General features: G+C 58.7%; 20 protein-coding genes. 18 read left to right on the plus strand and 2 right to left on the minus strand.

Features of this window, described 5'->3' with window-relative positions; all coding sequences use genetic code 11:
• Positions 1-10: 10 nt before the first annotated feature.
• The 5 genes from FIV08_RS18485 (at position 11) to FIV08_RS18505 (ending at position 3,702) form a co-directional block, all read left to right on the plus strand.
• On the plus strand, positions 11-472 hold the full coding sequence (locus tag FIV08_RS18485; protein WP_152439399.1) for a chemotaxis protein CheW: 462 nt from the start codon (positions 11-13) through the stop codon (positions 470-472).
• Between the two features lie 74 nt (positions 473-546).
• Positions 547-1,038: a Fur family transcriptional regulator gene (locus FIV08_RS18490; RefSeq protein WP_072675977.1), complete on the plus strand. Its 492-nt coding sequence runs from the start codon at positions 547-549 to the stop codon at positions 1,036-1,038.
• A complete protein-coding gene (znuC, locus tag FIV08_RS18495; RefSeq protein WP_072675976.1) occupies positions 1,031-1,804 on the plus strand; it encodes a zinc ABC transporter ATP-binding protein ZnuC in 774 nt (257 codons plus the stop codon). The genes FIV08_RS18490 and znuC overlap by 8 nt, the downstream gene beginning before the upstream one ends.
• Entirely contained in the window at positions 1,791-2,603 is an 813-nt protein-coding gene (gene znuB / locus FIV08_RS18500; protein WP_152439400.1) for a zinc ABC transporter permease subunit ZnuB, read from the plus strand. The genes znuC and znuB overlap by 14 nt, the downstream gene beginning before the upstream one ends.
• An 82-nt stretch (positions 2,604-2,685) precedes the next feature.
• Positions 2,686-3,702 (plus strand): PAS domain-containing protein, encoded by a 1,017-nt coding sequence (locus FIV08_RS18505; RefSeq protein WP_152439401.1) that lies wholly within the window; start codon positions 2,686-2,688, stop codon positions 3,700-3,702.
• Here the strand turns inward: FIV08_RS18505 and FIV08_RS18510 are convergent.
• Entirely contained in the window at positions 3,690-4,772 is a 1,083-nt protein-coding gene (locus FIV08_RS18510; protein ID WP_152439402.1) for a patatin-like phospholipase family protein, read from the minus strand. The two genes, FIV08_RS18505 and FIV08_RS18510, sit on opposite strands and share 13 nt — an antisense overlap.
• A 139-nt stretch (positions 4,773-4,911) precedes the next feature.
• Here FIV08_RS18510 and FIV08_RS18515 point away from each other — a divergent pair, with 139 nt between their 5' ends.
• Positions 4,912-5,991, plus strand: coding sequence for a GGDEF domain-containing protein (locus tag FIV08_RS18515; RefSeq protein WP_227513146.1), 1,080 nt, complete (start codon positions 4,912-4,914; stop codon positions 5,989-5,991).
• 6 nt (positions 5,992-5,997) lie between these two features.
• On the opposite strand, the gene FIV08_RS18520 is transcribed toward FIV08_RS18515, so the two are convergent.
• Positions 5,998-6,918 carry an alpha/beta fold hydrolase gene (locus FIV08_RS18520; RefSeq protein WP_152439403.1) on the minus strand — a complete coding sequence of 307 codons (921 nt, stop codon included), beginning with the start codon at positions 6,916-6,918 and terminating at the stop codon, positions 5,998-6,000.
• A 178-nt stretch (positions 6,919-7,096) separates the two neighbouring features.
• On the opposite strand from FIV08_RS18520, the gene folE reads away from it, so the two are divergent.
• From folE to FIV08_RS18580, 12 genes are all read left to right on the plus strand, one after another.
• A complete protein-coding gene (folE, locus tag FIV08_RS18525) occupies positions 7,097-7,666 on the plus strand; it encodes a GTP cyclohydrolase I FolE (RefSeq protein WP_058090792.1) in 570 nt (189 codons plus the stop codon).
• 25 nt (positions 7,667-7,691) lie between these two features.
• Positions 7,692-8,066: a dihydroneopterin triphosphate 2'-epimerase gene (folX, locus tag FIV08_RS18530; RefSeq protein WP_152439404.1), complete on the plus strand. Its 375-nt coding sequence runs from the start codon at positions 7,692-7,694 to the stop codon at positions 8,064-8,066.
• 19 nt (positions 8,067-8,085) lie between these two features.
• Positions 8,086-8,523 carry a CoA-binding protein gene (locus FIV08_RS18535; protein ID WP_152439405.1) on the plus strand — a complete coding sequence of 146 codons (438 nt, stop codon included), beginning with the start codon at positions 8,086-8,088 and terminating at the stop codon, positions 8,521-8,523.
• A 196-nt stretch (positions 8,524-8,719) separates the two neighbouring features.
• A complete protein-coding gene (locus FIV08_RS18540) occupies positions 8,720-10,933 on the plus strand; it encodes an EAL domain-containing protein (RefSeq protein WP_152439708.1) in 2,214 nt (737 codons plus the stop codon).
• A gap of 62 nt (positions 10,934-10,995) precedes the next feature.
• Entirely contained in the window at positions 10,996-11,316 is a 321-nt protein-coding gene (locus FIV08_RS18545; protein WP_152439406.1) for a hypothetical protein, read from the plus strand.
• Positions 11,317-11,562: 246 nt separating this feature from the next.
• Positions 11,563-12,006 (plus strand): MerR family transcriptional regulator, encoded by a 444-nt coding sequence (locus tag FIV08_RS18550; protein ID WP_152439407.1) that lies wholly within the window; start codon positions 11,563-11,565, stop codon positions 12,004-12,006.
• The gene (locus FIV08_RS18555) at positions 11,999-14,587 is read left to right on the plus strand and encodes a heavy metal translocating P-type ATPase (protein WP_152439408.1); all 2,589 of its coding nucleotides are present in this window, start codon (positions 11,999-12,001) and stop codon (positions 14,585-14,587) included. Before FIV08_RS18550 ends, FIV08_RS18555 begins: the two co-directional genes overlap by 8 nt.
• A gap of 132 nt (positions 14,588-14,719) precedes the next feature.
• Positions 14,720-15,169, plus strand: coding sequence for a DUF411 domain-containing protein (locus FIV08_RS18560; protein WP_152439409.1), 450 nt, complete (start codon positions 14,720-14,722; stop codon positions 15,167-15,169).
• Positions 15,170-15,326: 157 nt separating this feature from the next.
• A complete protein-coding gene (locus FIV08_RS18565) occupies positions 15,327-17,045 on the plus strand; it encodes a GGDEF domain-containing protein (protein WP_152439410.1) in 1,719 nt (572 codons plus the stop codon).
• Positions 17,046-17,117: 72 nt separating this feature from the next.
• Positions 17,118-19,103, plus strand: a complete 1,986-nt coding sequence (locus tag FIV08_RS18570) for a ribonuclease R family protein (RefSeq protein WP_152439411.1) — start codon at positions 17,118-17,120, stop codon at positions 19,101-19,103.
• A 245-nt stretch (positions 19,104-19,348) separates the two neighbouring features.
• The gene (locus tag FIV08_RS20000) at positions 19,349-19,540 is read left to right on the plus strand and encodes a hypothetical protein (RefSeq protein ID WP_152439709.1); all 192 of its coding nucleotides are present in this window, start codon (positions 19,349-19,351) and stop codon (positions 19,538-19,540) included.
• A complete protein-coding gene (locus FIV08_RS18580) occupies positions 19,449-21,017 on the plus strand; it encodes a hypothetical protein (RefSeq protein ID WP_058090799.1) in 1,569 nt (522 codons plus the stop codon). Before FIV08_RS20000 ends, FIV08_RS18580 begins: the two co-directional genes overlap by 92 nt.
• Positions 21,018-21,023 lie beyond the last annotated feature (6 nt).

Consider the following 21,023-nt stretch of genomic DNA (forward strand, 5'->3'; position numbering starts at 1 on the left):
GTAACACGTCATGAAAGAGAACAGCCAGTCCCTCTCCTGTGTCATGATTCCGGTCAGTGACCGGCAACTATTGCTACCCAACGTGTCGATCGCGGAAGTGGTGGACTTTTACAGCACCGACGCCGGCGCCAGTACCCCGGAATGGCTGGTAGGCTTTCTGGACTGGCGTGGCCTTACCCTGCCGGTCATATCCTATGACGCGGCCAACGGCGGGATCCTGACCGTACCCGGAGACAACCGGGGCAGAATCATTGTGCTCAACACCATCGGTGATGGCCATCAGCAGGCCCCGTTCATGGCGTTGGTCACCCAGGGCATTCCCAGCCAGGCCCGACTGGTGGAAGAGCAAGTCCGGAAACTGGACGGCGAAGCCGGACCGGCCGACCTCATGCAGGTGGAAGTCGACGGCGAAGCCGCCTGGATTCCCAACCTCGAGTACCTGGAGTCACTGGCGCTAACCGCCAGACACTGATGACCACCTGGTCACAGCCGTAGCAGTACAGCCTGCAAGTGTTATAATGTTGCAAACTTTGCAGGATCCAGACTATGCCCGAACGCGCGCTTCCTTATCGCCCGCACAACCACGAGGCCTGTGTCAGCCAGGCCCTGGCGGATGCCCGGGCCATTTGCCGACAGCAGAATGCCCGCCTTACTCCCATTCGTGAGCGGGTTCTGGAACTGATCTGGCAATCTCACAAGCCCCTCGGGGCCTATGACATTCTTGCCATGCTGGGTACTGAGGGCCACAACGCAGCCCCGCCCACCGTGTATCGGGCTCTGGATTTTCTGTTGCAGTATGGCCTGGTGCACCGAATTGCCTCCCTCAACGCCTTTACCGGCTGCACCCATGCTGGCGAACACCACCGGGGTACCTTCCTGATCTGCCGGCAATGCAGCAATGTGCTTGAACTCGATGTCCCGGAGGTCATGGGGGCGGTAGAGGCGGCAGCGGCTGCCGTCGCCTTCCGGCCCGAAGAAGTCACTCTGGAAATCGCTGGTCTGTGCCCCCGGTGCCAAGGGGGTTCTGGCCATGCCTGATGCCCTGGTACAGCTGAATCAGCTGACCGTGCAGTTCGATGACCGCCCGGTGGTGGACCGGGTTGAAATGACGGTTCGCAGGGGCGACATCATCACCATTATTGGCCCCAATGGCGCCGGAAAGACCACCCTGATCAAAGCCGTTCTGGGCATCCAGAAACCCAGTTCCGGCAAGGTCTCACTCGCTAAGGAGCTGGTCATTGGCTATGTACCCCAGCATCTGTCACTGGAGGCGACCCTGCCCCTGAGCGTACGCCGGTTCATGCTGTTGAGCGGCCGTTCCGGGGCCGAATGCGAGGCCGCCCTGGAGCGCACCGGTGTGCGGCACCTGCTGGATGCCTCGGTGCATCACCTGTCAGGCGGCGAAAAGCAGCGTTTGTTGCTGGCTCGGGCACTGGCACGGCGACCGGACCTTCTGGTGCTGGACGAACCCGCCCAGGGCGTCGATATCAACGGCCAGGCGGCCCTGTATGACCTGATCCGCCAACTGCGGGATGAGCTCAATTGCGGCGTGATCATGATTTCCCATGACTTGCACCTGGTCATGGCGGCCACCGACAAGGTTATCTGCCTGAACCAGCACGTGTGTTGCAGCGGTTACCCGGCCGACATTTCTCACGATCCGGCGTTTATCGAGACCTTTGGCCACCAGGTGGCAGAATCTCTCGCGGTCTATCACCACCATCACAACCACCGCCATAACCTGCACGGTGACATTGTGACCAGCACAGACGTTCAGGGAGCCTGTGACCATGAGCATCATTGATTCTGTGCTCGGGGATTTTTTCTGGCGGGCACTGCTGGGTGGACTGGGTGTTGCACTGGTGGCCGGCCCCCTGGGCTGCTTCGTAGTCTGGCGGCGAATGGCGTATTTTGGCGACACCCTTGCCCATTCCGCGTTACTCGGCATCGCCCTGAGTTTCCTGATCAGTATCCCACTGAACCTTGGGGTGATCATTACCTGCGTCACCATTGCTGTCGCTCTGGTCTTGCTCTCGCGCACTCGGGCCTTGGCCACCGACACCTTGCTGGGCATTCTCGCCCACAGTGCACTGGCCATCGGCCTGGTTACCCTGAGTTTCATGCCAGATGTGCGGGTTGACCTGACTGGCCTGCTGTTCGGTGACCTGCTGGCCATGAGCCGCCAGGACCTGCTGTGGATCTACGGCGGCGCGGCTTTCGTGTTGACCCTGCTGGCAATACTCTGGCGCGGGCTGTTGATGAGCACCATCCACGAGGAGTTGGCCCGGGTGGAGGGAATACCCGTGGAGCGTTTGCGGTTGGCGCTGATGCTGATGTTCTCCCTGGTGATTGCGGTGGCGATGAAGATTGTCGGGGTGCTGCTGATTACTGCCCTGTTAATCATTCCTGCGGCCACCGCCAGACGCCTGGCCAGAAATCCCGAACACATGATGGCGCTGGCGGTGGTATTCGGCTTTATCGCTGTGACCGGCGGCCTGACGCTGTCCTGGCACCTGGACTCTCCAGCCGGGCCATCGGTGGTGGTGACAGCCTTCCTGGCTTTTTTGCTGGTGTACGGTACCGCCCGGAGTGCCAGCCGATAAACGATTCTGTCTTTCGAAAGCACCGGAGCTGGTCTAGAGTAATCTGGGCACACTTTCGGTAACAGCTCCAGAGGCTTTCAGCATGGACAGCGACCTCTCTGACATCCCTGATCCGGGCCCACGCCGGCCAGTCCTCTGGCCCGGGCTCTGGGGCCCGGCGGTCATTCTGGTCTGCGGCGTTATTCTGAGCCTCCTGACGGCCCGCCTTGCCTCAGACATGGCTCATCAGCTTGCCCACCAGCATTATCAGGCCCTGCACCAATCCCTGGTCAGCCAGGTGGTCGTCCATCTTGCCCGGCAATCGCAGGCAGACGACCAGCTTCAAGAGCTCCGGGATACCCTGGCAACCGGACTTCATGACGGCATCAGTCTCAGGATCGATACCCTGGAGCGCCACACCAAGAAACCACTGATACAGCTGGGCAGCGCCCGACATCCGGCGGGTAATGACGCCCTGAGAACCGAATTGCAGACCAATGGCCGGCACTGGATGGTGACCACCTGGCCGGATTCCCGGTTGCTGGCGTCGCCGGCACGGCGTATGGGGTGGCTCGTTGGCGCCAGTGGCGGGATGATTACCGCCGTAGCAACGCTGCTCGCCCTGGCCCTCTGCCGGCAGGCTGCCCGGAAAGACGACAACGGTCATCGGTTGGCCGGGCTGAACAGGATCGCTGATCAACGGATCACCAACTTGCAGGTCGAGAAAAACGTGCTGCGCCAGGCACTGAATGACAGCGAATCCCGCAGTCGGGACCTGGTCGCGCTGTCGGGAGCCATTGTCAGCGAACTGGATGAACAGGGGCAGATAGGATTCGTATCGGCACAGGTAGCGGATGTGCTGGGACTGGCGCCGTCAGATCTTATCAACCGGCCGTTCAGCGAACTTTTAGCCGAGCCCGACCGTGAACGGTTCTACCAGTGCCTGGCCGCAGCCCGGCAAGAAACCACCCTGGCCAGGGTAGATGTGAATTTGTTGCACCGCAGCGCCGAGCGGACGGTCCCGGCGGTGGTGCGGGTGATGGTACTGAAGGACCCGATCCACGGAGTGACAGGCTTCAGACTGAGCGCACTCAATATTGCCAATGGCTACAATGGCTGAACCTGATCCAGCAGGCGCCCGCTCTCCACAAGTTCGAGAAACTCGTCCCCCAGCCGGTCACTCTCAGCAATGGATGCGCGCCAGGATCGTTCACGGCCTGAATCGTCGCCAAGGTACTTTTCGAAGTCTTTACGGTCTGGCAGTTTGCGGTCCGGCAGGCTGTCCAGATACGCCCGGGACGGAGAGACCAGCAGCACATCCTGCAATCGGGTGGCATCGCCCCGGCGCCACGGCAAGGTCTTGTCAAACCAACCCGGCACTACCTTGTCGGTAAAGTGCGGGTACAGGATGATGCCCGGTTGCTCGTAGGGCAGATCCAGGTGGTAGTCCAGCAACCCGCCATCCCGGTAGACGCCATCCGGGGCTCCGGGAATATTCCGAACACCGGACATAACCAGCGGAATCGAAGCTGAGGCCAGTAGCGCAGGCAGCAGATTGTCCGCGGACAGCGCCACTTCATGGCTGGGAAAATCCACCAGCTTGGACACCGGCGTCCTGATGCGGGCATCGTGCACGATACCTCGCTCCATGAATCGGCCAAGGTGGCGACGACTGACCATATTGGCGCTGATTGCACTCATCAGGCCCAGACCCAGGCGGCCCCTGGCGTCGTGTTCCAGCAAGCCCAGGCTGCGCACAACCACCACATTAAGCCGGTACCAGGGGTGGTTGAGGATGAACTCCTCCCGACCGCCCAGCAACTCTTCCAGAAAAAGAACGCTTTTTCGAGATACCTCGGCGGCACTGACACCTTTGGCAAAACGCTGGCTGGTATAGAGTTCCGCCAGCCTGGCCAGTTGGCCTTTCGGATCGTCGGATGAAGCAATCGCCGCGAACCGCCAGCTGCCGATGGACGAGCCAATCAGCACCCGCTCTTGCGGTGCCCGGGGTAACCAGTCACCGAAGATGGCCTTGTCCAGACCGCTGATTCCCAGGGCTTTCGGGCCACCGGCGGCACCGGGTATCACGTGGACATCAGCCGGTGTTAACGGCTTGTCCCTCAGGCGCTGAAGGGCCCGTCGCCCAGCCCGGATGGTCAGCGCCGGTGTTCGGATCTGGATTGCGGTCATCTCGTGTTCCTGCTTACGGTTCTGGTCGAAGTCCCGGGAGTTTATCGAAACCTGCAGTGGCCAGCCAATAACTCCGTGCTAGACTTGAGCCATCAGTGTTTCAGGGAAGTATGCCAGCCATGAGCTGCAGGAGTAGGCTGTGAACCTTTTTGCCTCGCCGGATACCATGGCGACCAATCCAACCCTTGCAGTATTGGGCTTCAAACGTCAGCTGGTGTATCACCTGCACATCTGGGCCTTTATCGCCGTGGCACCGCTGGTGATGGTGCAATGGCAACACGGTAACTTTCTGCTGTCTGCCCTGCTGATTCTGTTCTGTGTCAACGCAGCGCTGGTGATTCTGTTCCTGCGCTTGCGCAGCGTCTATTTTCTGAAAGGGCGACTGTTTCCGATTCTGGCCGTGGTCTGCGCGGCCTACTCGACGTCCATTAACGGTCACGCCGGTCTTTACTGGGCCTATCCGGCAGCTATCGCACTGTTTTTCCTGTTACCGCTGAAAGAAGCCATTGTCTGCAATATCATTTTTGTCAGCGTCATGGCCGTGGTGTCATTCCTTCAGTTTCCCGAAGCCGATTTCTGGCGGATCACCTTCTCCCTGGGGCTGAGTTGCCTGTTTGCCATGATCTTCGCCTGGCTGGTGGGCAGGCTCCAGCAGGAGCTGACCCGACTGGCCACGACTGACCCGCTCACCGGCTGCCTGAACCGCTCTCAGCTGGCCGACATTCTGAACAGCCAGATTCAGCTGCGGGAGCGCTATGAGAGGGTGTCCAGCCTGGTGCTGATTGATCTGGATTATTTCAAGACCATCAATGACCGCTGGGGGCACCTGGCCGGCGACCGGGTGCTTAAGGAAATGACCATCCGGCTGCGCAAGCGACTGCGGGAAAGTGATCAGCTGTTCCGCATTGGCGGCGAAGAGTTCATGGTCGTGTTGCCGGAAACCCGCCAGAAAGATGCCGACACCCTGGCCCATCAGTTACTGACCAGCATCAGTGCCAGGCCGTTCCTGGATGACATAAAGCTGACCGCCAGTGCCAGCGTAGCGGAAGTGTGCCGTGGCGAGACCTGGTCGGTTTGGCTGAACCGTGCGGATCAGGCGCTGTATGACGCCAAGGCAAAGGGCCGCAATCAGGTGGTCAATGCGGCCCGGCCATCCAATGAACCAGCGCACACCGCGGGGCCATCAACCCCGGCCAGTGATACCAGCGCGGCGATTTGAACAAGATCAGGACTCAAGCCCGGCGCGGAAATCCCGGTAAGCACTGAATACATCCCAGGGCGATTCGAAGTGCGGGTAGTGGCCGATATTCCGGAGACTGATGACGTCCGGATTCCGGATCAACTCCCGGTAGCGCCGCACCGTGGCCGCGCCCGAAACCGGATCTGCAGCGCCGGAGATCAGGCGCATCGGCTGTTGAGCATTCTGCAGAGCCCCCACCCAGCGATTTCGATGGCAACGACGTTCCTCCATAAACTGAATCAGTTCATGCAGGATCCCACGGCCATTGTTGTAAGTGAGAAGATGCCAGAAATCCTCCAGATCCTGCTGGGCCGGAGGATTCCGGTCACCAAACAACCGGCGGAAATTCCGTTCGAAGCTACCCCGGGTAAGCCCCCGGCTGATCAGTCCACCAAGGGGACTCTTCAGAACTTTCTGGATAAACAGCGGGCTGTGCACCTCGGGAAACAGACCACCGTTCAGCAAACACACGCTGGTGATGTCGAAAGACAAAGCCCCTTCCTGGTCCCTGGCCAACAGCTCCTGGGCAACCGAAGAGCCGTAGTCGTGGGCGAACAGGTGCAACGAATCCAACCCCAGACCTTCTATCCAGCCCTGGATCAGATCCGCCTGGTCCTCAATACTGTAAACATAGTTGCGGGGCTTGTCGGAAAACCCGAAGCCGAGCATATCGACAGCCAGTAGTTGGTGGCCGGACGCCAGCATCGGCCATAACCGGCTCCAGTCCCAGCTGGCGGTCGGAAAACCGTGCAGAAGCACCAGCGGCGAGCCCTTGCCGGCCATGCGACTGAAGATGGCGTGGCCATCGTAGCTGAACCATTTACCGGCCTGCTGCCAGGCCTCGAGGGTATAGGTATCCTGGCGGCTGTCTGCCCTGATTTGTGAACCGGGTATTACCTGCTCCATTTGTTCGTCCCAACATACCTGCGGAACCTCCACTTTAGTCCAAAGCCGTACAGGCTGCCATATCACTAAACGCTGCCCGTGAACTGGTCCATAATGGGCAAACCGGCGTAAACCGTGGAGATGGCCTGAAAATTCCCTTAAGCTTGCGCCCTTTATCAGACACAAACCGGAAACGATTATGACCTTACCTCTGGACGACCTTGCTGGTCACTACCGCGCCATCATTGAAGGCCTCGGCGAAAATGCCGACCGCGAAGGTCTTCAGGACACTCCGATGCGGGCCGCCAAGGCCATGCAGTTCCTGACCCGGGGTTACCAGCAGGATCTTGCCGACCTGGTCAATAATGCGGTGTTTGAATCCGCCATGGACGAAATGGTGGTGGTCCAGGACATCGAGCTGTACAGCATGTGTGAACACCACATGCTGCCGTTCATCGGAAAATGCCACATCGCCTATCTGCCCCAGGGCAGGGTACTGGGCCTGTCCAAGTTTGCTCGCATTGTGGACATGTATGCCCGCCGCCTGCAGATTCAGGAGAACCTGACCCGCCAGATCGCGGAAGCGGTGGAAAGCGTTACCAATGCCAAAGGTGTCGCCGTGGTTATCGAGGCCCAGCACATGTGCATGATGATGCGGGGCGTGGAGAAACAGAACTCCCGCATGAAAACCTCGATGATGCTGGGACAGTTCCGGAAATCACAGGCCACACGTACCGAATTTCTTACCCTGATTGGCAACAATCGCTGAACCAGACGCCGAAAACGGAGGCATCATGACAACCATGACTGGTGATCACCTGGCCCGTGTCAGGATCAAGAACCTTCTGCTGCGTGCCTTCATTGGCATCAAGGAAGAAGAGATCAACAATCAGCAGGATGTGGTGATCAACGTCACCCTTCGCTACGATGCCTCCGCCGCCATTGACCAGAACGAAATCTCCGCTGCCCTGAATTACCGCACCATCACCAAGCAAATCATCGGGCATGTGGACGGCAACAGTTTTGCTCTACTGGAACGGCTGACCCACGAAGTTCTCGAAATTGTGATGGAGCATCAGGCCGTGCAGTGGGCACAGGTAGAAATCGACAAGCCGCACGCGTTACGCTATGCGGAATCGGTCTCTGTCTGTCTTGAGGCCCATCGTTAATTCTTCGAGGTCAGCCCCGATGCCCAGCAATGCCCCTGACCAGATCCGGGAAATTCTCGAATCTGTGCGTACCATTGCGTTGGTTGGTGCCAGCGAGAAAACCAACCGCCCCTCCCACGAAGTGATGGAATACCTGCAGCGCCAGGGCTACCGTGTGATCCCGGTAAATCCGCGCCTGGCCGGCCAGCAAGTGCTCGGTGAGACAGTGTACGCTGACCTGGCATCACTCCCGGAACCAGTAGACATGGCTGAGCTGTTCCTGGCCCCGCAACGTACCGATGCAGTGATTGACCAGGCTATTGAACAGAAGATTCCTGTACTCTGGCTGCAGATCGGCGTGATTAATGAGTCCGGTGCCGCCCGCGCCGAAGCCGCCGGGCTGAAGGTGGTCATGGACCGCTGCCCGAAACAGGAGATCCCGAAGCTTGGTATCAGGCCCATCGTCGAACAGGCCTGACTCCGTGTATCTGCAATCATCACTGCTCCAACCCGCTTCCGGAGTACCAGACTCAATGGGGCATGGCCAAACAGGATAACTATGGCTCATAATCAAGCGCGATTGGCCGTTAAACCTGTTCAGCCTGTCTTTTAACGATCTGGAGTACACTGTGGCAAAACCCGAAACCGGTACCAGCCTTGTTGTCCGATGGCTTATGAGCCCGGTGTTTGTACTGGTCATTTTTCTGGTTTTTCTTGCCATTGCCGCAGGCCTCCGGGAAGGGCTTATCCAGCAGGATAACCGTCAGATCGAAGCCAACCTCCGTAATGAAGCCAGGGCGCTGACGGATAACCTGGAGCGGGAATTCCTGGTGCACGTTCAGGCCATCGGGCGCATGGCCTATCGACTGTATACCCAGCCCGACACCCCGGAATCTCGCTGGCGCGTGGACGCACGTAACTACCTGGAAGATTTTGGTGTTTACCAGGCCATCGAGTGGATTGATTCCAACTACATCATCCGATGGCTGGAACCGCTGGCTGGCAATCAGGACGTGGTGGGTTATAACGTGGCGTTCAACGACCAGCGCCGCGAAGCACTGGATAAAGCAGCAGCCACCGGTGACTATGACCTGTCCGGTATCATCGATCTTCGCCAAGGCGGCAAGGGCATGGTGATTTATTACCCCGTGGGCGCTGGAGACACCAATAACGGCTACATGGCGGGTGTGTTCAGGATGGAAGTTCTGGCCGAGCAGTTGCTGACCAGCCGGGTACTGGAACACTTCCAGATAGAAATCCGGGACTCCGGAGAGCCTGCCTACGTTCTCAATTCAGATACCGAGATTGCCCGGAGCTTCAGTTTCACCGTGCCCGTGCAGTTCCCCACTCTGGATTGGACCCTGACGCTGCGCCCCAATCAATCCTGGGTAGACAGCCAACGCAGCTCCTGGCCGATGCTTACCTTCGCAAGCCTGGTGTTTATGGGCCTGCTTACCAGCCTGACCACGTTGCTTGTCCAGTTGATCCTCAAGCGTAACCAGGCGCTTTTGAAAACCCGTAGGGAGCTGGAGCGGGAGATTGATCAGCGTATCGCCATGCAGGTGGACCTGGAGCGACTGGAATCCACCGACACCCTCACTGGCCTGGCCAATCGCCGGTTCTTTATGGAAGACCTGGCCCATACCCTGAACATTGCGGACCGGCAAATGCGCCAGGTGGGGCTGGTCATGATTGACCTGGACCGGTTCCAGATGCTCAACGATTCCCTCGGCCATCAGTTTGGCGACGAACTGCTGATAAAAGTCTCTGAGCGGCTGAACAGCCTGAGCAATGAGCGGATTCTGGTGGCCTACTCAGGCGGCGACGAGTTCATGATCTGCCAGCAACACGTCGACGACATTGACGATGTGATCCACCTGCTTGGCCAGATCAAGCAGTGCTTTGCAGAACCATTCGAGGTTCAGGGCGATGCCCACAGCATTACCGCCACCATGGGTGTCGCCGTGTATCCCCAGAGCGGACTGGACGCCGACACCCTGCTCCGGAACGCCGATATTGCCCTTTACCGTGCCAAGGAGCAGGGCCGCAATACTTACCAGTTCTACACCGAAGGCATGCAGGATCGTGAGGTGATGCGCCTGGAGCTGGACAAGGATCTGAGCCAGGCCCTGGCCAACGACGAGTTTGTGCTGTTTTATCAACCCCAGCTGAACCTGCAAACCGGTGAGATCAACAGTGTGGAGGCCTTGATCCGCTGGCAGCATCCCCGCCGCGGGCTTTTGGCACCCATCGAGTTCATCCCCCTGGCGGAAGAGAGCGGTCGGATTACCGAGATCGGCCGATGGGTGGTGCTTGCCGCCTGTCGCCAGCTCGCCAATTGGCGTGGCACAGCTTGCGAGCAACTGAGGATCGCGGTAAATCTTTCAGGCCGGGAGCTGGATGATGAATCATTGGTGGAACATGTACGGGATGCCCTGTTATCGGAAGAAGTGGACCCGAGCATGCTGGAAGTGGAGCTGACGGAAGAGATCTTCATCCAGAACATTGAACACAACCTGAATCAGTTGTCGCGTCTGCATCAGCTGGGGGTTCACCTGGCCATTGATGATTTCGGCGTGGGCTATTCGTCCCTCGGCTATTTGCGGGATTTCCCGGTAGATCTGCTGAAAATTGACCGGTCGTTTATCACCGATGTGACCGAGCGCCATGACGACGCAGTCATCACCCGGGCCGTGATCAATCTTGCCCACAACCTCGGCATTCAGGTGGTGGCCGAGGGCGTGGAAACCGAGGAGCAACTGAACTTCCTCAAGACGCACCGGTGCAACCTGGCCCAGGGCTATCTGATCAGCCGGCCGATTCCGGCTGAGGACCTGGAAACGGCCCTTGCGGAGGGCATTCTGTTTACCAGCCAGACTGTTAAATAGGGTTTGTAATTGCGGCTTCTGATCCCCAAACTTCTCTTTAACTTTTTCTTTGAGTGATGTTTATGTCTGCCAGATATCTGACTCCGGAGCAGGATGCCAGGCTGCGCCGCTGGGAGCGTTGGAACAAGAATTATTTTATCTTTGCGTTTGTCGCACTGATTGTGGTGTTGGTGTTCAGCAGTCAACTGGGCATTTCCAGCGGCGATGATTGGGGTTCGCTCGGGTTTTTGCTGGTGTTGCTGGTGGCTCCGATTGTTGTGTTGCAGTTGCGGCTTCAATGCCCGGTCTGTGGCGTGAAGATTGGCTGGCAGGCGAAGCTGATGGCGCCTGATCAGTGCAAGTCTTGTGGTGTGTTTCTTCGCTCTAAAAACTCTTCTTCCTGATATCCTGCCTGAAAACCTTTGACCTGTGAGTTGGTCCAAGGTTTTAGTCTACCCTCAATGTAGCGAGTGAGCCGCGCTGGCACGGGGGTAGCCCTTCCGAAAACCGCTGCAAGTACATCCCTGTACGCTTGCTCTCCGCCATCCATGGCTACGAGCATTTTCGGAAGGGCTACCCCCGCACCAGCACTCCGCCAACTTTAGTCGTGGATTCCTTTTGCATCCGCGAATTTGGGTGAGTGATCTGCCATGAAAGTGAAAGAACTGGCCAACGCCGCCAACGTAAACCCCGATACCGTCCGGTTCTACACCCGGGAGGGTCTGTTACAACCCACCCGCAACCCGGACAACAACTACCAGCAGTACGATGCCGAAGATCTGCGCCGGCTTCGGTTTGCCCGTAAAGCCAGGCAGTTGGGGTTTTCGTTGCCGGAGATTCGGCAGATTCTGGCCCGGGCGGATGATCAGCATTCGCCCTGCCCGATGGTTCGGGACGTGTTTCAGCAGCGGTTGGTGGTGGTTGAGCGGGAGATTGCTGAATTGCAGCAGTTGCGCAAGCGGATGATTTCGGCGTTGGCTGCCTGGCAGGAGATGCCGGACGGGACGCCGGATGGGCATACCATTTGTCGGTTAATTGAGCACTGGGACGATCCCTCGGCCGAGTCTTGTTGCGAGGAGCCAAAGCATGAGTGATGCACCTGAACTGAAACCGGCGCTGTCGATTTCCGGTGCCACCTGTCAGGGCTGTGCCAGGAAGATTCGCACGGCCCTGGAGCCGATGACCGGCAGTACCGAGCTGGTTGAGGTCGATTTAGACGCGCAGACGGTGGCCTTGCCTGACGGGGTGGATCTGGTCGAGGCGGCGCGGGTTGTAACGGAAACGGGGTATCCGGCAGAGCCTCTGACGAATTCAGAGCCTGCGTCTTGTTGCGCTTCAAAAACAGCCTCTTCGCACAACCGCACTTCCGGCGCTGGCCAAGCGCCCGCCGAGTCGGCAACTGAACCTGGTCAGGCAGCCGAAGCAGCGAAGGATGATCAGACTGCGCTGTCGGTTTCAGGGGCAACCTGCGCATCCTGTGTTGCCAGTATCGAGAAGGCGTTGCTGTCGGTGCCCGGGGTGACCCATGCTCATATGAACCTGGCGGATAACACGGCTACGGCCAGCGGCAAGGCCGAGCCGGATGCGCTCATCAAGGCGGTGGAAAGTGCCGGCTATGGCGCCAGTGTGATAGAAGATGCCGACGCCGCTGATGATCGCCGACAGGCGGAGGATAAAAAGCAGTACAAGGTGCTGCTGGTGAAGATGGCCATCAGTCTGGGCCTCGGCTTGGTGTTGATGGTCTGGGGTATGGGTTTCGACACCATGATGGTGACGGAGGCCAATCAGCTTACCTGGATCAATTTCGGCGTTCTGACCCTGGGTGTGATGGTCGCCACCGGCGGGCATTTCTTTACCGGGGCCTGGAAAGCGTTCAAGCACCACAATGCCAATATGGATACCCTGATTGCCCTGGGCACGGGTACGGCCTGGCTGTATTCCATGGTGGTGTCGAGCGTGCCGGAGCTGCTGCCGGAGATGGCGCGGCATGTGTATTTTGAAGCTTCCGCCATGATCATCGGCCTGATCAACCTGGGCCAGGCATTGGAGCTGCGGGCCAAGGGCAAAACCTCTGAGGCGGTGCGGCGGTTACTGGACCTGCGGGCCAAGACCGCCCGGGTGATTCGCAACGGCGAAGAACAGGACCTTCCCGTTGAGCAGGTTCGCAAGGGCGACCACATACGGGTTCGGCCCGGAGAGAAGTTGCCGGTAGACGGGGTGATCGTGGAAGGCAACACCCGCATCGACGAAAGCATGCTGACTGGCGAACCCATGCCGGTGAGCAAGGCGAAGGATGATGAGGTGTCGGCCGGCACTCTGAACACCCACGGTTCGATCATTTACGAAGCCACCCGTGTCGGCAGCGAGACGGCGCTGGCGCAGATCATCAAGCTGGTGAAAAAAGCCCAGGGCTCGAAACCGGCCATTGGCCGGTTGGCCGACAAGATTTCCTCGGTGTTCGTGCCCACGGTCATGCTGGTTGCCATCGCCGCGGCACTGGTCTGGTACAACGTGGGGCCAGAGCCGGCGGTGGTTCACATGATGATAGCGGCCACCACCGTGCTGATCATTGCCTGCCCCTGTGCTCTGGGCCTGGCTACGCCGATGTCGGTGATGGTGGGCGTCGGCAAGGCTGCCGAGTATGGCGCGCTGATTCGCCAAGGGGATGCGTTGCAGACCGCCGGCAAGATCGATCTGGTGATTCTGGACAAGACCGGCACCATCACCGAGGGCCACCCGGCCGTCACACGGATGACCGCCGTTGATGATAACGATAACACCCTGTTGGCGCTGGCAGCCGGGCTGGAGCGCCACTCCGAACACCCTTTGGCAGAGGCGATACTGAACCGGGCCAGCGAAGATGGCGTAGAGCCTGAAACCGTGACAGATTTTGAAGCGCTCAACGGTAAGGGCGTGCAAGGCCAGTTCGATGGCCAGACGGTGCGCCTCGGCAACCGGCGCTGGCTGGAGACAGAGGGCATCGACGTGACCAATCTGGATTCGGCTGCCAACACCATTACCGAAGAAGCCGGCACGCCGTTGTTTCTGGCACTGGGCGCTAAGGTGCTTGGCGTAATCGGGGTAGCCGATGCCATCAAGCCGGATTCCGAAGCCGCCATCCGACGCCTGCATGACGCGGGCATCAAGGTGATGATGGTGACTGGGGACGTTGATGCCACCGCCAAGGCCATCGCCGCCAAAACCGGTATTGATGACTACCGGGCCGAAGTACTGCCCGAGAACAAGGCCGAAGTGGTCAGCGAGATGCGCGGTAAAGGCTACACCGTGGCCATGGTCGGCGATGGCATCAACGACGCCCCGGCACTGGCGGCCGCAGATGTCGGTTTTGCCATTGGCACCGGCACCGATGTCGCCATTGAAAGCGCAGCCATAACCCTGATGCGCGGCTCCCTGCACGGCGTGCCGGATGCCATCGAAATTTCCCGGGCGACAGTCACCAACATCAAACAGAACCTGTTCGGGGCGTTTGTATACAACACAATGGGTATTCCCGTGGCGGCCGGCCTGCTCTACCCTGTCTGGGGCATTCTGATGAGTCCGATCCTGGCCGGGGCTGCCATGTCGTTGTCGTCGGTGACGGTGGTATCCAACGCCAATCGACTGCGCCTGTTCAAAACCAGCCAGGTCCCGGCTCAGCAAGAGGAGTGGAACTGATGGAGACAATTCTGGTCAACGCAGCAGGGCTGGCCCTGATGGCTGCCGTGGTCTGGTGGTTCTGGTTATCCGACAGCAACTCCGGCCCGAACAAATGATTCTGTTTACACATGCATGACTGAGGTAACCGCCATGAAAAAACACACCTTAGCCCTTGGCCTGGTGGCCGCCCTGGGGTTCAGTACCACAGCCGTCGCCGGCGGAGCCGCCCAGAGCATTCACGTCTACAAATCGCCCACCTGCGGCTGCTGTGGCGACTGGATCGACCACCTGGAAGAAAACGGGTTCGACGTCACCGCCACCGATACCGATGACATGGGCAAGATCAAGGCGGACGCCGGGTTGATTCCGGGCCTGGGTAGCTGCCACACCGCCTTTGTCGGCGACTATGTGGTGGAGGGCCACGTGCCGGCGGAGGATATCAAACGCCTGCTGAGCGAGGCGCCGAAAGCCACCGGTATCAGTGTTCCGGGTATGCCGATGGGCTCGCCCGGCATGGAGATGGGCGACCGTAAGGATCACTACAAGGTCATCCTGTTCAACAAGGAAGGCCAAACCCGGGTGTTTGCCGAGCACAACTGACCGTTTTGCGTTCAGGTCAGGATATCCGCGTGCAGCCGGCCCGGCTGCGCGCCCATGAAGCTTGCGGGTCTGTCTGTTTTTTCTACACTGTCGTTCCTGGCTGTTCTATTATGGGCGTCGGTGTTGGAAACAAAACAACTACTCGCAGGGATTCAGCTTGAGCCTTAAAACCCGCCTACTCGGCCTCGCATCGTTACTGATCATTCTCGCGGCGTCTGCCTCCTGGCTGGCCTACCGGGAGTTGTCAGAAGACATCATCGAACGCTGGGGCAAGCAGGTTACTGAAATTCAGGTGCGTTACGACAGCGCCCGACTGTTGCAGTCCCTGGAACGGGAAATCGGCCTGGCCAGGCAAATGGCGCAATCCTCTACCCTGCTGCAATGGGCCGCCAGCCCGGACAATTCCGAGCTAACCTCCGCTGCCATCCGCCAGATGGAAACCTTCCGCAATAACTTTCGGGACAACAGTTACTTTGTTGCCCTGCGGGAGAATGGTCACTATTACTACAACAATGCTGACAATCAGTATGCCGGTGACCAGTTCCGTTACGTACTGGACCCGGAGAAGCCGGATGATGCCTGGTTCTTCCAGCTGATCGAAGAAGGCCGGGATTTTCACCTGAACGTGAACCCGGACCAGGAACTCGGGGTTACCAAATTGTGGATTGACGTGCTGATGCGTGATGAGAGCAACGAGATTCTCGGCATGGTCGGTACTGGTCTCAATCTCGATACCTTCCTGCAAGACATTGTCGACATTGGCCAGGAAGGCATCACCACGTTGTTTGTGGACTACAACGGCGCCATTCAACTGTACCGCGACCACAATTACATCGACTTCGCCAGCATTATCAAACCCGAAGGCCAGAAGAACACCGTGGACCTGCTGTTTGAGGATCGCCAGGACAAACAGCAGATCCTGGGCATGTTGCAGATGCTCAAACAACGCAACGGTGAGGACGGCGCGGTGGAAAGCGGGTTTGTCACCATTGATGGCCGCAAGCACCTGGCCGGGGTGGCCTTCCTGCCGGCCATAGGCTGGTTCGAAATCACCTTGCTGGATCTGAATGCCCTGGTGCCAACCAGCTACCTGTGGCCTCTGGTGGCCGTCTTCCTGGTGGCGCTGCTGGTCTCGCTGATCGCTTTCCACCTGATCATTCAGTCACGCATTCTCAAACCGGTATTGAGCCTGGAGTCTGCGGTAATGCGCCTGCGGGAGGGGCGGTTTGACCTGCCCTACCTGCCCAAACCGGATAACGAAATCGGCCGGCTGGTGGACCACTTTGAAAAGATGACCCGCACGATGCGGGATACCACCGCCGAGTTGGAGCACAAAGTCGCGAAACGCACGGAAGAACTGCATCGGCTGGCACGGGTGGATGCCCTCACGGGCCTGAAAAACCGCCGCGGCCTGGATGAAGTCATCGAACAGGAAATCCAGCGGGCCGAACGCGAGGGTAAGGGATTCGGGCTGATCTGGCTGGACATCGACCATTTCAAAACCATCAACGACACCCGTGGCCATCAGGCCGGCGACGACATTCTGTGCCGGGTGGCGCTCTGGCTGAAAGCTGCCGTTCGCCCCTACGACCACCCGGGCCGCTGGGGTGGCGACGAGTTTGTGGTACTGCTGTCCCCCTGCGACAAAGACACCCTGGAACAGATCGCCAACCGGGTACGAACCAGCGTGGAGCAGGAAAGCCAGCGTACAGGTACATCGGTCACCATCAGCGTAGGTGGCTATTTCAGCCAGCCTGGCGATGATATGGACACCTTGCTCCGTAACGCCGATCATGCCCTGTATCAGGCCAAACGCGGGGGGCGTAACCGGGTTTGTATCCACGCTGCCACCGGCGAAGAGACACACCCGGCCTGACAGATCTGACTCCCACCTGCATAACCGTTATACTCCGCTGCATCACCCATTTTATAGCCAGGTCTTTTCTACATGCTCAATGCCGACGCTCTCAATCAGTTGCGCCAGCTGAAAACCGATATCAAGCAGAACAAGGTGGTCTTCCCGGGCACGGTCAAGCCCACCAACGGGCGCTTTGGCTTTGTGGCTCTGGATGAAGGGCGGGATGTGTTCCTGCCACCGGAAGAAATGCAGAAGGTGCTGCCCGGAGATCGGGTGAACGTCACCGAGCAGGAAGTGGAAAAAGGCAAAACCCAGGGCGTGGTGGACGAGCTTCTGGAATCGCACCTGACCACCTTTGTTGGCCGCTACCTGATCAAGGGCAAGGGCCACTTTGTGGCACCGGAAACCCCGGGCATCAACCGCTGGATCTTCATTCCACCGAAAGAACGCATGGGTGCCGAGCCCGACGACTTTATTTACTGCCAAATCCATCGCCACCCGATCAAGGACGGTAAAGGTCAGGCAAAAGTCCTGCGAGTCATCGGCAAGGCCGGCCAACCGGGCATCGAACGGGCGTTCACCCTGGCCAATTTTGACCTGGCGGACGCCTGGCCGGAAGAGGTTCAGAAACAAGCCGATGCCCTGACTGAAGAATCCGTCGCGACCCATACCGAGGGCCGGGAAGACCGTACCGAGCAACCCTATGTGACCATCGACAGTCCGGGCACCCAGGACATGGACGATGCCCTGATGGCCACGCCCAATGCCACTGGCTGGACGCTGTCCATTGCCATTGCCGACCCAACGGCGATGATCGAACCGGGCAGTCCGGCCGAGGAAGAAGCCTTCAACCGGGCCACCGCCATCTATTTCCCGGGCGAGCCGCTGCCCATGCTGCCCGACAGCATCAGTACCCGGCTATGTTCGCTGATGCCGGATGTAGCCAGGCTGGCTTTGGTGTGTGACCTGCAGGTAAATAACGACGGCAGCCTGGGCGATTACAGCTTCCGTCAGGCCATGATCCGCTCCAAGGGCAAGCTGAGCTACGAACTGGTCTCCCACCTGATCGAAGGCCGGGAAGACGACGAGATCAAGGCTCTGCCAGACGAGGTCGCCAACAGCCTCGACCAGCTGCATCAGGCCGCCACTGCCCTGCGTAAATGGCGCGCCGAACACGCACTGCTGAGCCAGGACCGGCCGGAATTCCGCCTGCGCCTGGATGAAAACAAGCGTATTCGGGTGATTGAACCCTCGGTGCAAAACGAAGCCCACCGGCTGGTGGAGGAAAGCATGGTGGCCGCAAACCGCTGTGCCGCGGACTTCCTGACCCAGCAGGGCAAAGGCCTGTTTATCCAGCACCCGGGCCTGCGGGACGACCGCACCGACAACATCCGGAAATTGCTGGAAAGTCATGCGCCGCACCTGGCCGAGCACGACGCCAGTACCGCCGAAGGCTTCAAAGCGTTGATGAAACACAGCGATCAGCCACAGGCCGAGGTACCAGTGAAAGCCATCCTGTCCCGCCAACTGGCCCGGGCCGAGCTGGGCTTTGACGCCGCGCCCCACCAGGGTATGGGGCTGGCTGCCTACACCACGTTTACCTCACCGCTGCGCAAGTTTTCAGATTTCTATGTACACCGGCTGATTAAAGCGGCGCTCTGGGATACCCCCATCAAACCTCTCAACAGCCAGCAACTGGAGGCCCTGCAGGCCACCCAGTTCCGCGCCCGCCAGGCCGCCAACACCTTGGAAACCTGGCTCAAGGCCGACTTCGCCAAGACCCTGCCGGAAGACCCCATGGAGGGCACCATCAGCCGTACCATGCCCTCCGGTTTCTTCGTGCGGCTGGACAGCAACGGGCTGGAAGGCTTTGTCAGCTGCAAGGATCTGGAAGGCAAGTACGGTTTTGACCCGGTCACCCTGCGACTGGTGCATAACAAGAACGGCCGTATCTTTCAGCTGGAGCAGCGGGTTACCGTCAGCTTCGCTGGCGTGGACGACGAGCGCCGGCAGATCAATTTCAAGCTGATCAAGGCCGAAGAAATCGCTGGCGCCCAGGAAACCACAGGCGACTGATTCCATCCAATCAGAGACCGTACCGTGCGTTGCAGATTATCCAGACGCACGGCATTTTTTCTGGAAAAGCGCTGAACAGCAGGGAAAATCAGCGCTCGATTCAAAAATTTACGATATTTTACAAAGACACCCGTTCTTGATTTTCGTCATTAATTCAAAGCAATAATCCACCATAGCCCTCCGTTTTGCCTGCCATCTCCCTGTTGGCCTGAAAAGCTCTATTCCAATAGTTCGCATCATGAAGTATTTGTAACCACAAATATCGACTACGTCACATCCGGCGACAGTCAATAGATCAGGCGCGTCACCGAAAGAGGCGCGCCATTACAGTCAGGGACCTAAACAATGAAGAAATTCCTCGACCGGGGGCGGCTAACTACAGCAACGTTGGTACTGGCAACGTTCGCGTTACCTGGCTGCATGGTGTATCAGATTGACCAAAGCTCGCTTGATAGGGACGCCCGCGCTTACCAGCAGCCCGCGCCTTTCCAGACCGAATCGCCGATTCTTACCCCTTGGCTCACACCGGCATCGGACGATCTGCCAACCGTAGAGGTGGTGCAATCCCAGGCAACCCAGTACAACGACATGTCGGGGCTGAATTTCGTTGCGAGCATTTTGACGCTCACATTGATCCCCGCCGTTGGATCCTATGACTACACCGATACGCTGACCGTCGCCTGGGAAGGCGAGACACTGGCCAATAGTTCGGCGAACTATGCGGTCAAGGAATATATGAGTTTGTACTTCCCAACCCCCATGCTGTTTATGGGGTCACTGTATGACATGGGCGGCCTTGATCTGGAAGACACGCAGAACACCATTGGTGTCATACATGCACGCAATATAGCCGATGCCATTGCTCGTCAGCAGCCGTTGTACGAGCGAGTACCCCAGAACGATCCAGAGGCCCTGGCTAACTTCGTGAAGTCTGGTAGCGCTCCGTTATTCCACCCCCGCGCAACCGCTCGAATTGCTGCCCTGGCTCCGGCAAACAACCCCATGGAGTATCACCAGCAATACGCAAACCTGTCAGGGTACGTCAATCTGCTTCCCCTGGAGTGGCAGGCCTGGCTGATCGGCCCGGATGGTCTGAAAGGCTGGCAGATTAAAGCCGCTTTGGACAACGGTGAGGACGAATCTGAGATGTTACGCAAAGTGGTCAGCAGTTACCCGGAAGAGCTGGCCGAATGGAATCGCACCGCCCGTCAAACCGAAGCCCGATACCGTGAATGGTTCAGCCACACCAACCCAGCACTGGTCTCGAACCTGCTGGAAGCGCAGTCACAGCAAAGAGCACAGTGGCCCTATTACGCCAATATGACCGAAGAACATCATCAAATACTGATCGAAAACGGTGTTCCAGACAGTATTGTGGCTTACATGACCAACGCAGAACGATCCTCCGAACTCGTCGCCGCAGCAAAAACCGGCCCATTGCAGGATTCCCAGGGCCGCATGCTTACCGAAGAACAGCTACTGGAACGTCTGGTGCGCAACGACAACAACGGACGATTTATGAGTCCCTACACGAGTGACGGAGTGCTGGCCGAATGGGTCAATCTGGCTAACAATGCAAACATGGGCGCAACTGCCGGCTCTGCTGTTGGCGCCGTAGCCGGGGCCTACGCCGCCAACAAGGCGCTGGACTTTGTTCCTTTCGGGCTGGGCGGATTGGTTGGCGGAGCCGTCGGTGCCGAAGTGGGTAAGGAAGTTGGGCGGGAGAGCGCCATCTCCGCCTCCGGCGGCTGGGAAGCCATCAAGTCGGCCTCAGACCGGAGCTTCGATTCCCTCCCCAATATGGCCCGCTACCTGAAACAGAAATACGGCACCACCGCAAACTTTACAGATGCGATGCGCGCCGCCACGCAGATTTACCCGGAGTTCAGTTCCGTACTGGCTTCCACCAATTAACCGGAG

The organism is Marinobacter sp. THAF197a (genome assembly GCF_009363275.1).
Classification (GTDB): Bacteria; Pseudomonadota; Gammaproteobacteria; order Pseudomonadales; family Oleiphilaceae; genus Marinobacter.

Excerpts from the sequence above, each read along its gene's own strand:
- FIV08_RS18550 (WP_152439407.1), top strand. The coding sequence starts at position 11,563 with ATGAAAGTGAAAGAACTGGCCAACGCCGCCAACGTAAACCCCGATACC.
- folX (WP_152439404.1), top strand. The coding sequence starts at position 7,692 with ATGACAACCATGACTGGTGATCACCTGGCCCGTGTCAGGATCAAGAAC.
- FIV08_RS18535 (WP_152439405.1), top strand. The coding sequence starts at position 8,086 with ATGCCCAGCAATGCCCCTGACCAGATCCGGGAAATTCTCGAATCTGTG.
- FIV08_RS18580 (WP_058090799.1), top strand. The coding sequence starts at position 19,449 with ATGAAGAAATTCCTCGACCGGGGGCGGCTAACTACAGCAACGTTGGTA.
- FIV08_RS18510 (WP_152439402.1), bottom strand. The coding sequence starts at position 4,772 with ATGACCGCAATCCAGATCCGAACACCGGCGCTGACCATCCGGGCTGGG.
- FIV08_RS18490 (WP_072675977.1), top strand. The coding sequence starts at position 547 with ATGCCCGAACGCGCGCTTCCTTATCGCCCGCACAACCACGAGGCCTGT.
- FIV08_RS18540 (WP_152439708.1), top strand. The coding sequence starts at position 8,720 with ATGAGCCCGGTGTTTGTACTGGTCATTTTTCTGGTTTTTCTTGCCATT.
- FIV08_RS18485 (WP_152439399.1), top strand. The coding sequence starts at position 11 with ATGAAAGAGAACAGCCAGTCCCTCTCCTGTGTCATGATTCCGGTCAGT.
- FIV08_RS18555 (WP_152439408.1), top strand. The coding sequence starts at position 11,999 with ATGAGTGATGCACCTGAACTGAAACCGGCGCTGTCGATTTCCGGTGCC.
- FIV08_RS18570 (WP_152439411.1), top strand. The coding sequence starts at position 17,118 with ATGCTCAATGCCGACGCTCTCAATCAGTTGCGCCAGCTGAAAACCGAT.
- znuB (WP_152439400.1), top strand. The coding sequence starts at position 1,791 with ATGAGCATCATTGATTCTGTGCTCGGGGATTTTTTCTGGCGGGCACTG.
- FIV08_RS18520 (WP_152439403.1), bottom strand. The coding sequence starts at position 6,918 with ATGGAGCAGGTAATACCCGGTTCACAAATCAGGGCAGACAGCCGCCAG.
- FIV08_RS18545 (WP_152439406.1), top strand. The coding sequence starts at position 10,996 with ATGTCTGCCAGATATCTGACTCCGGAGCAGGATGCCAGGCTGCGCCGC.
- folE (WP_058090792.1), top strand. The coding sequence starts at position 7,097 with ATGACCTTACCTCTGGACGACCTTGCTGGTCACTACCGCGCCATCATT.
- znuC (WP_072675976.1), top strand. The coding sequence starts at position 1,031 with ATGCCTGATGCCCTGGTACAGCTGAATCAGCTGACCGTGCAGTTCGAT.
- FIV08_RS18505 (WP_152439401.1), top strand. The coding sequence starts at position 2,686 with ATGGACAGCGACCTCTCTGACATCCCTGATCCGGGCCCACGCCGGCCA.
- FIV08_RS18560 (WP_152439409.1), top strand. The coding sequence starts at position 14,720 with ATGAAAAAACACACCTTAGCCCTTGGCCTGGTGGCCGCCCTGGGGTTC.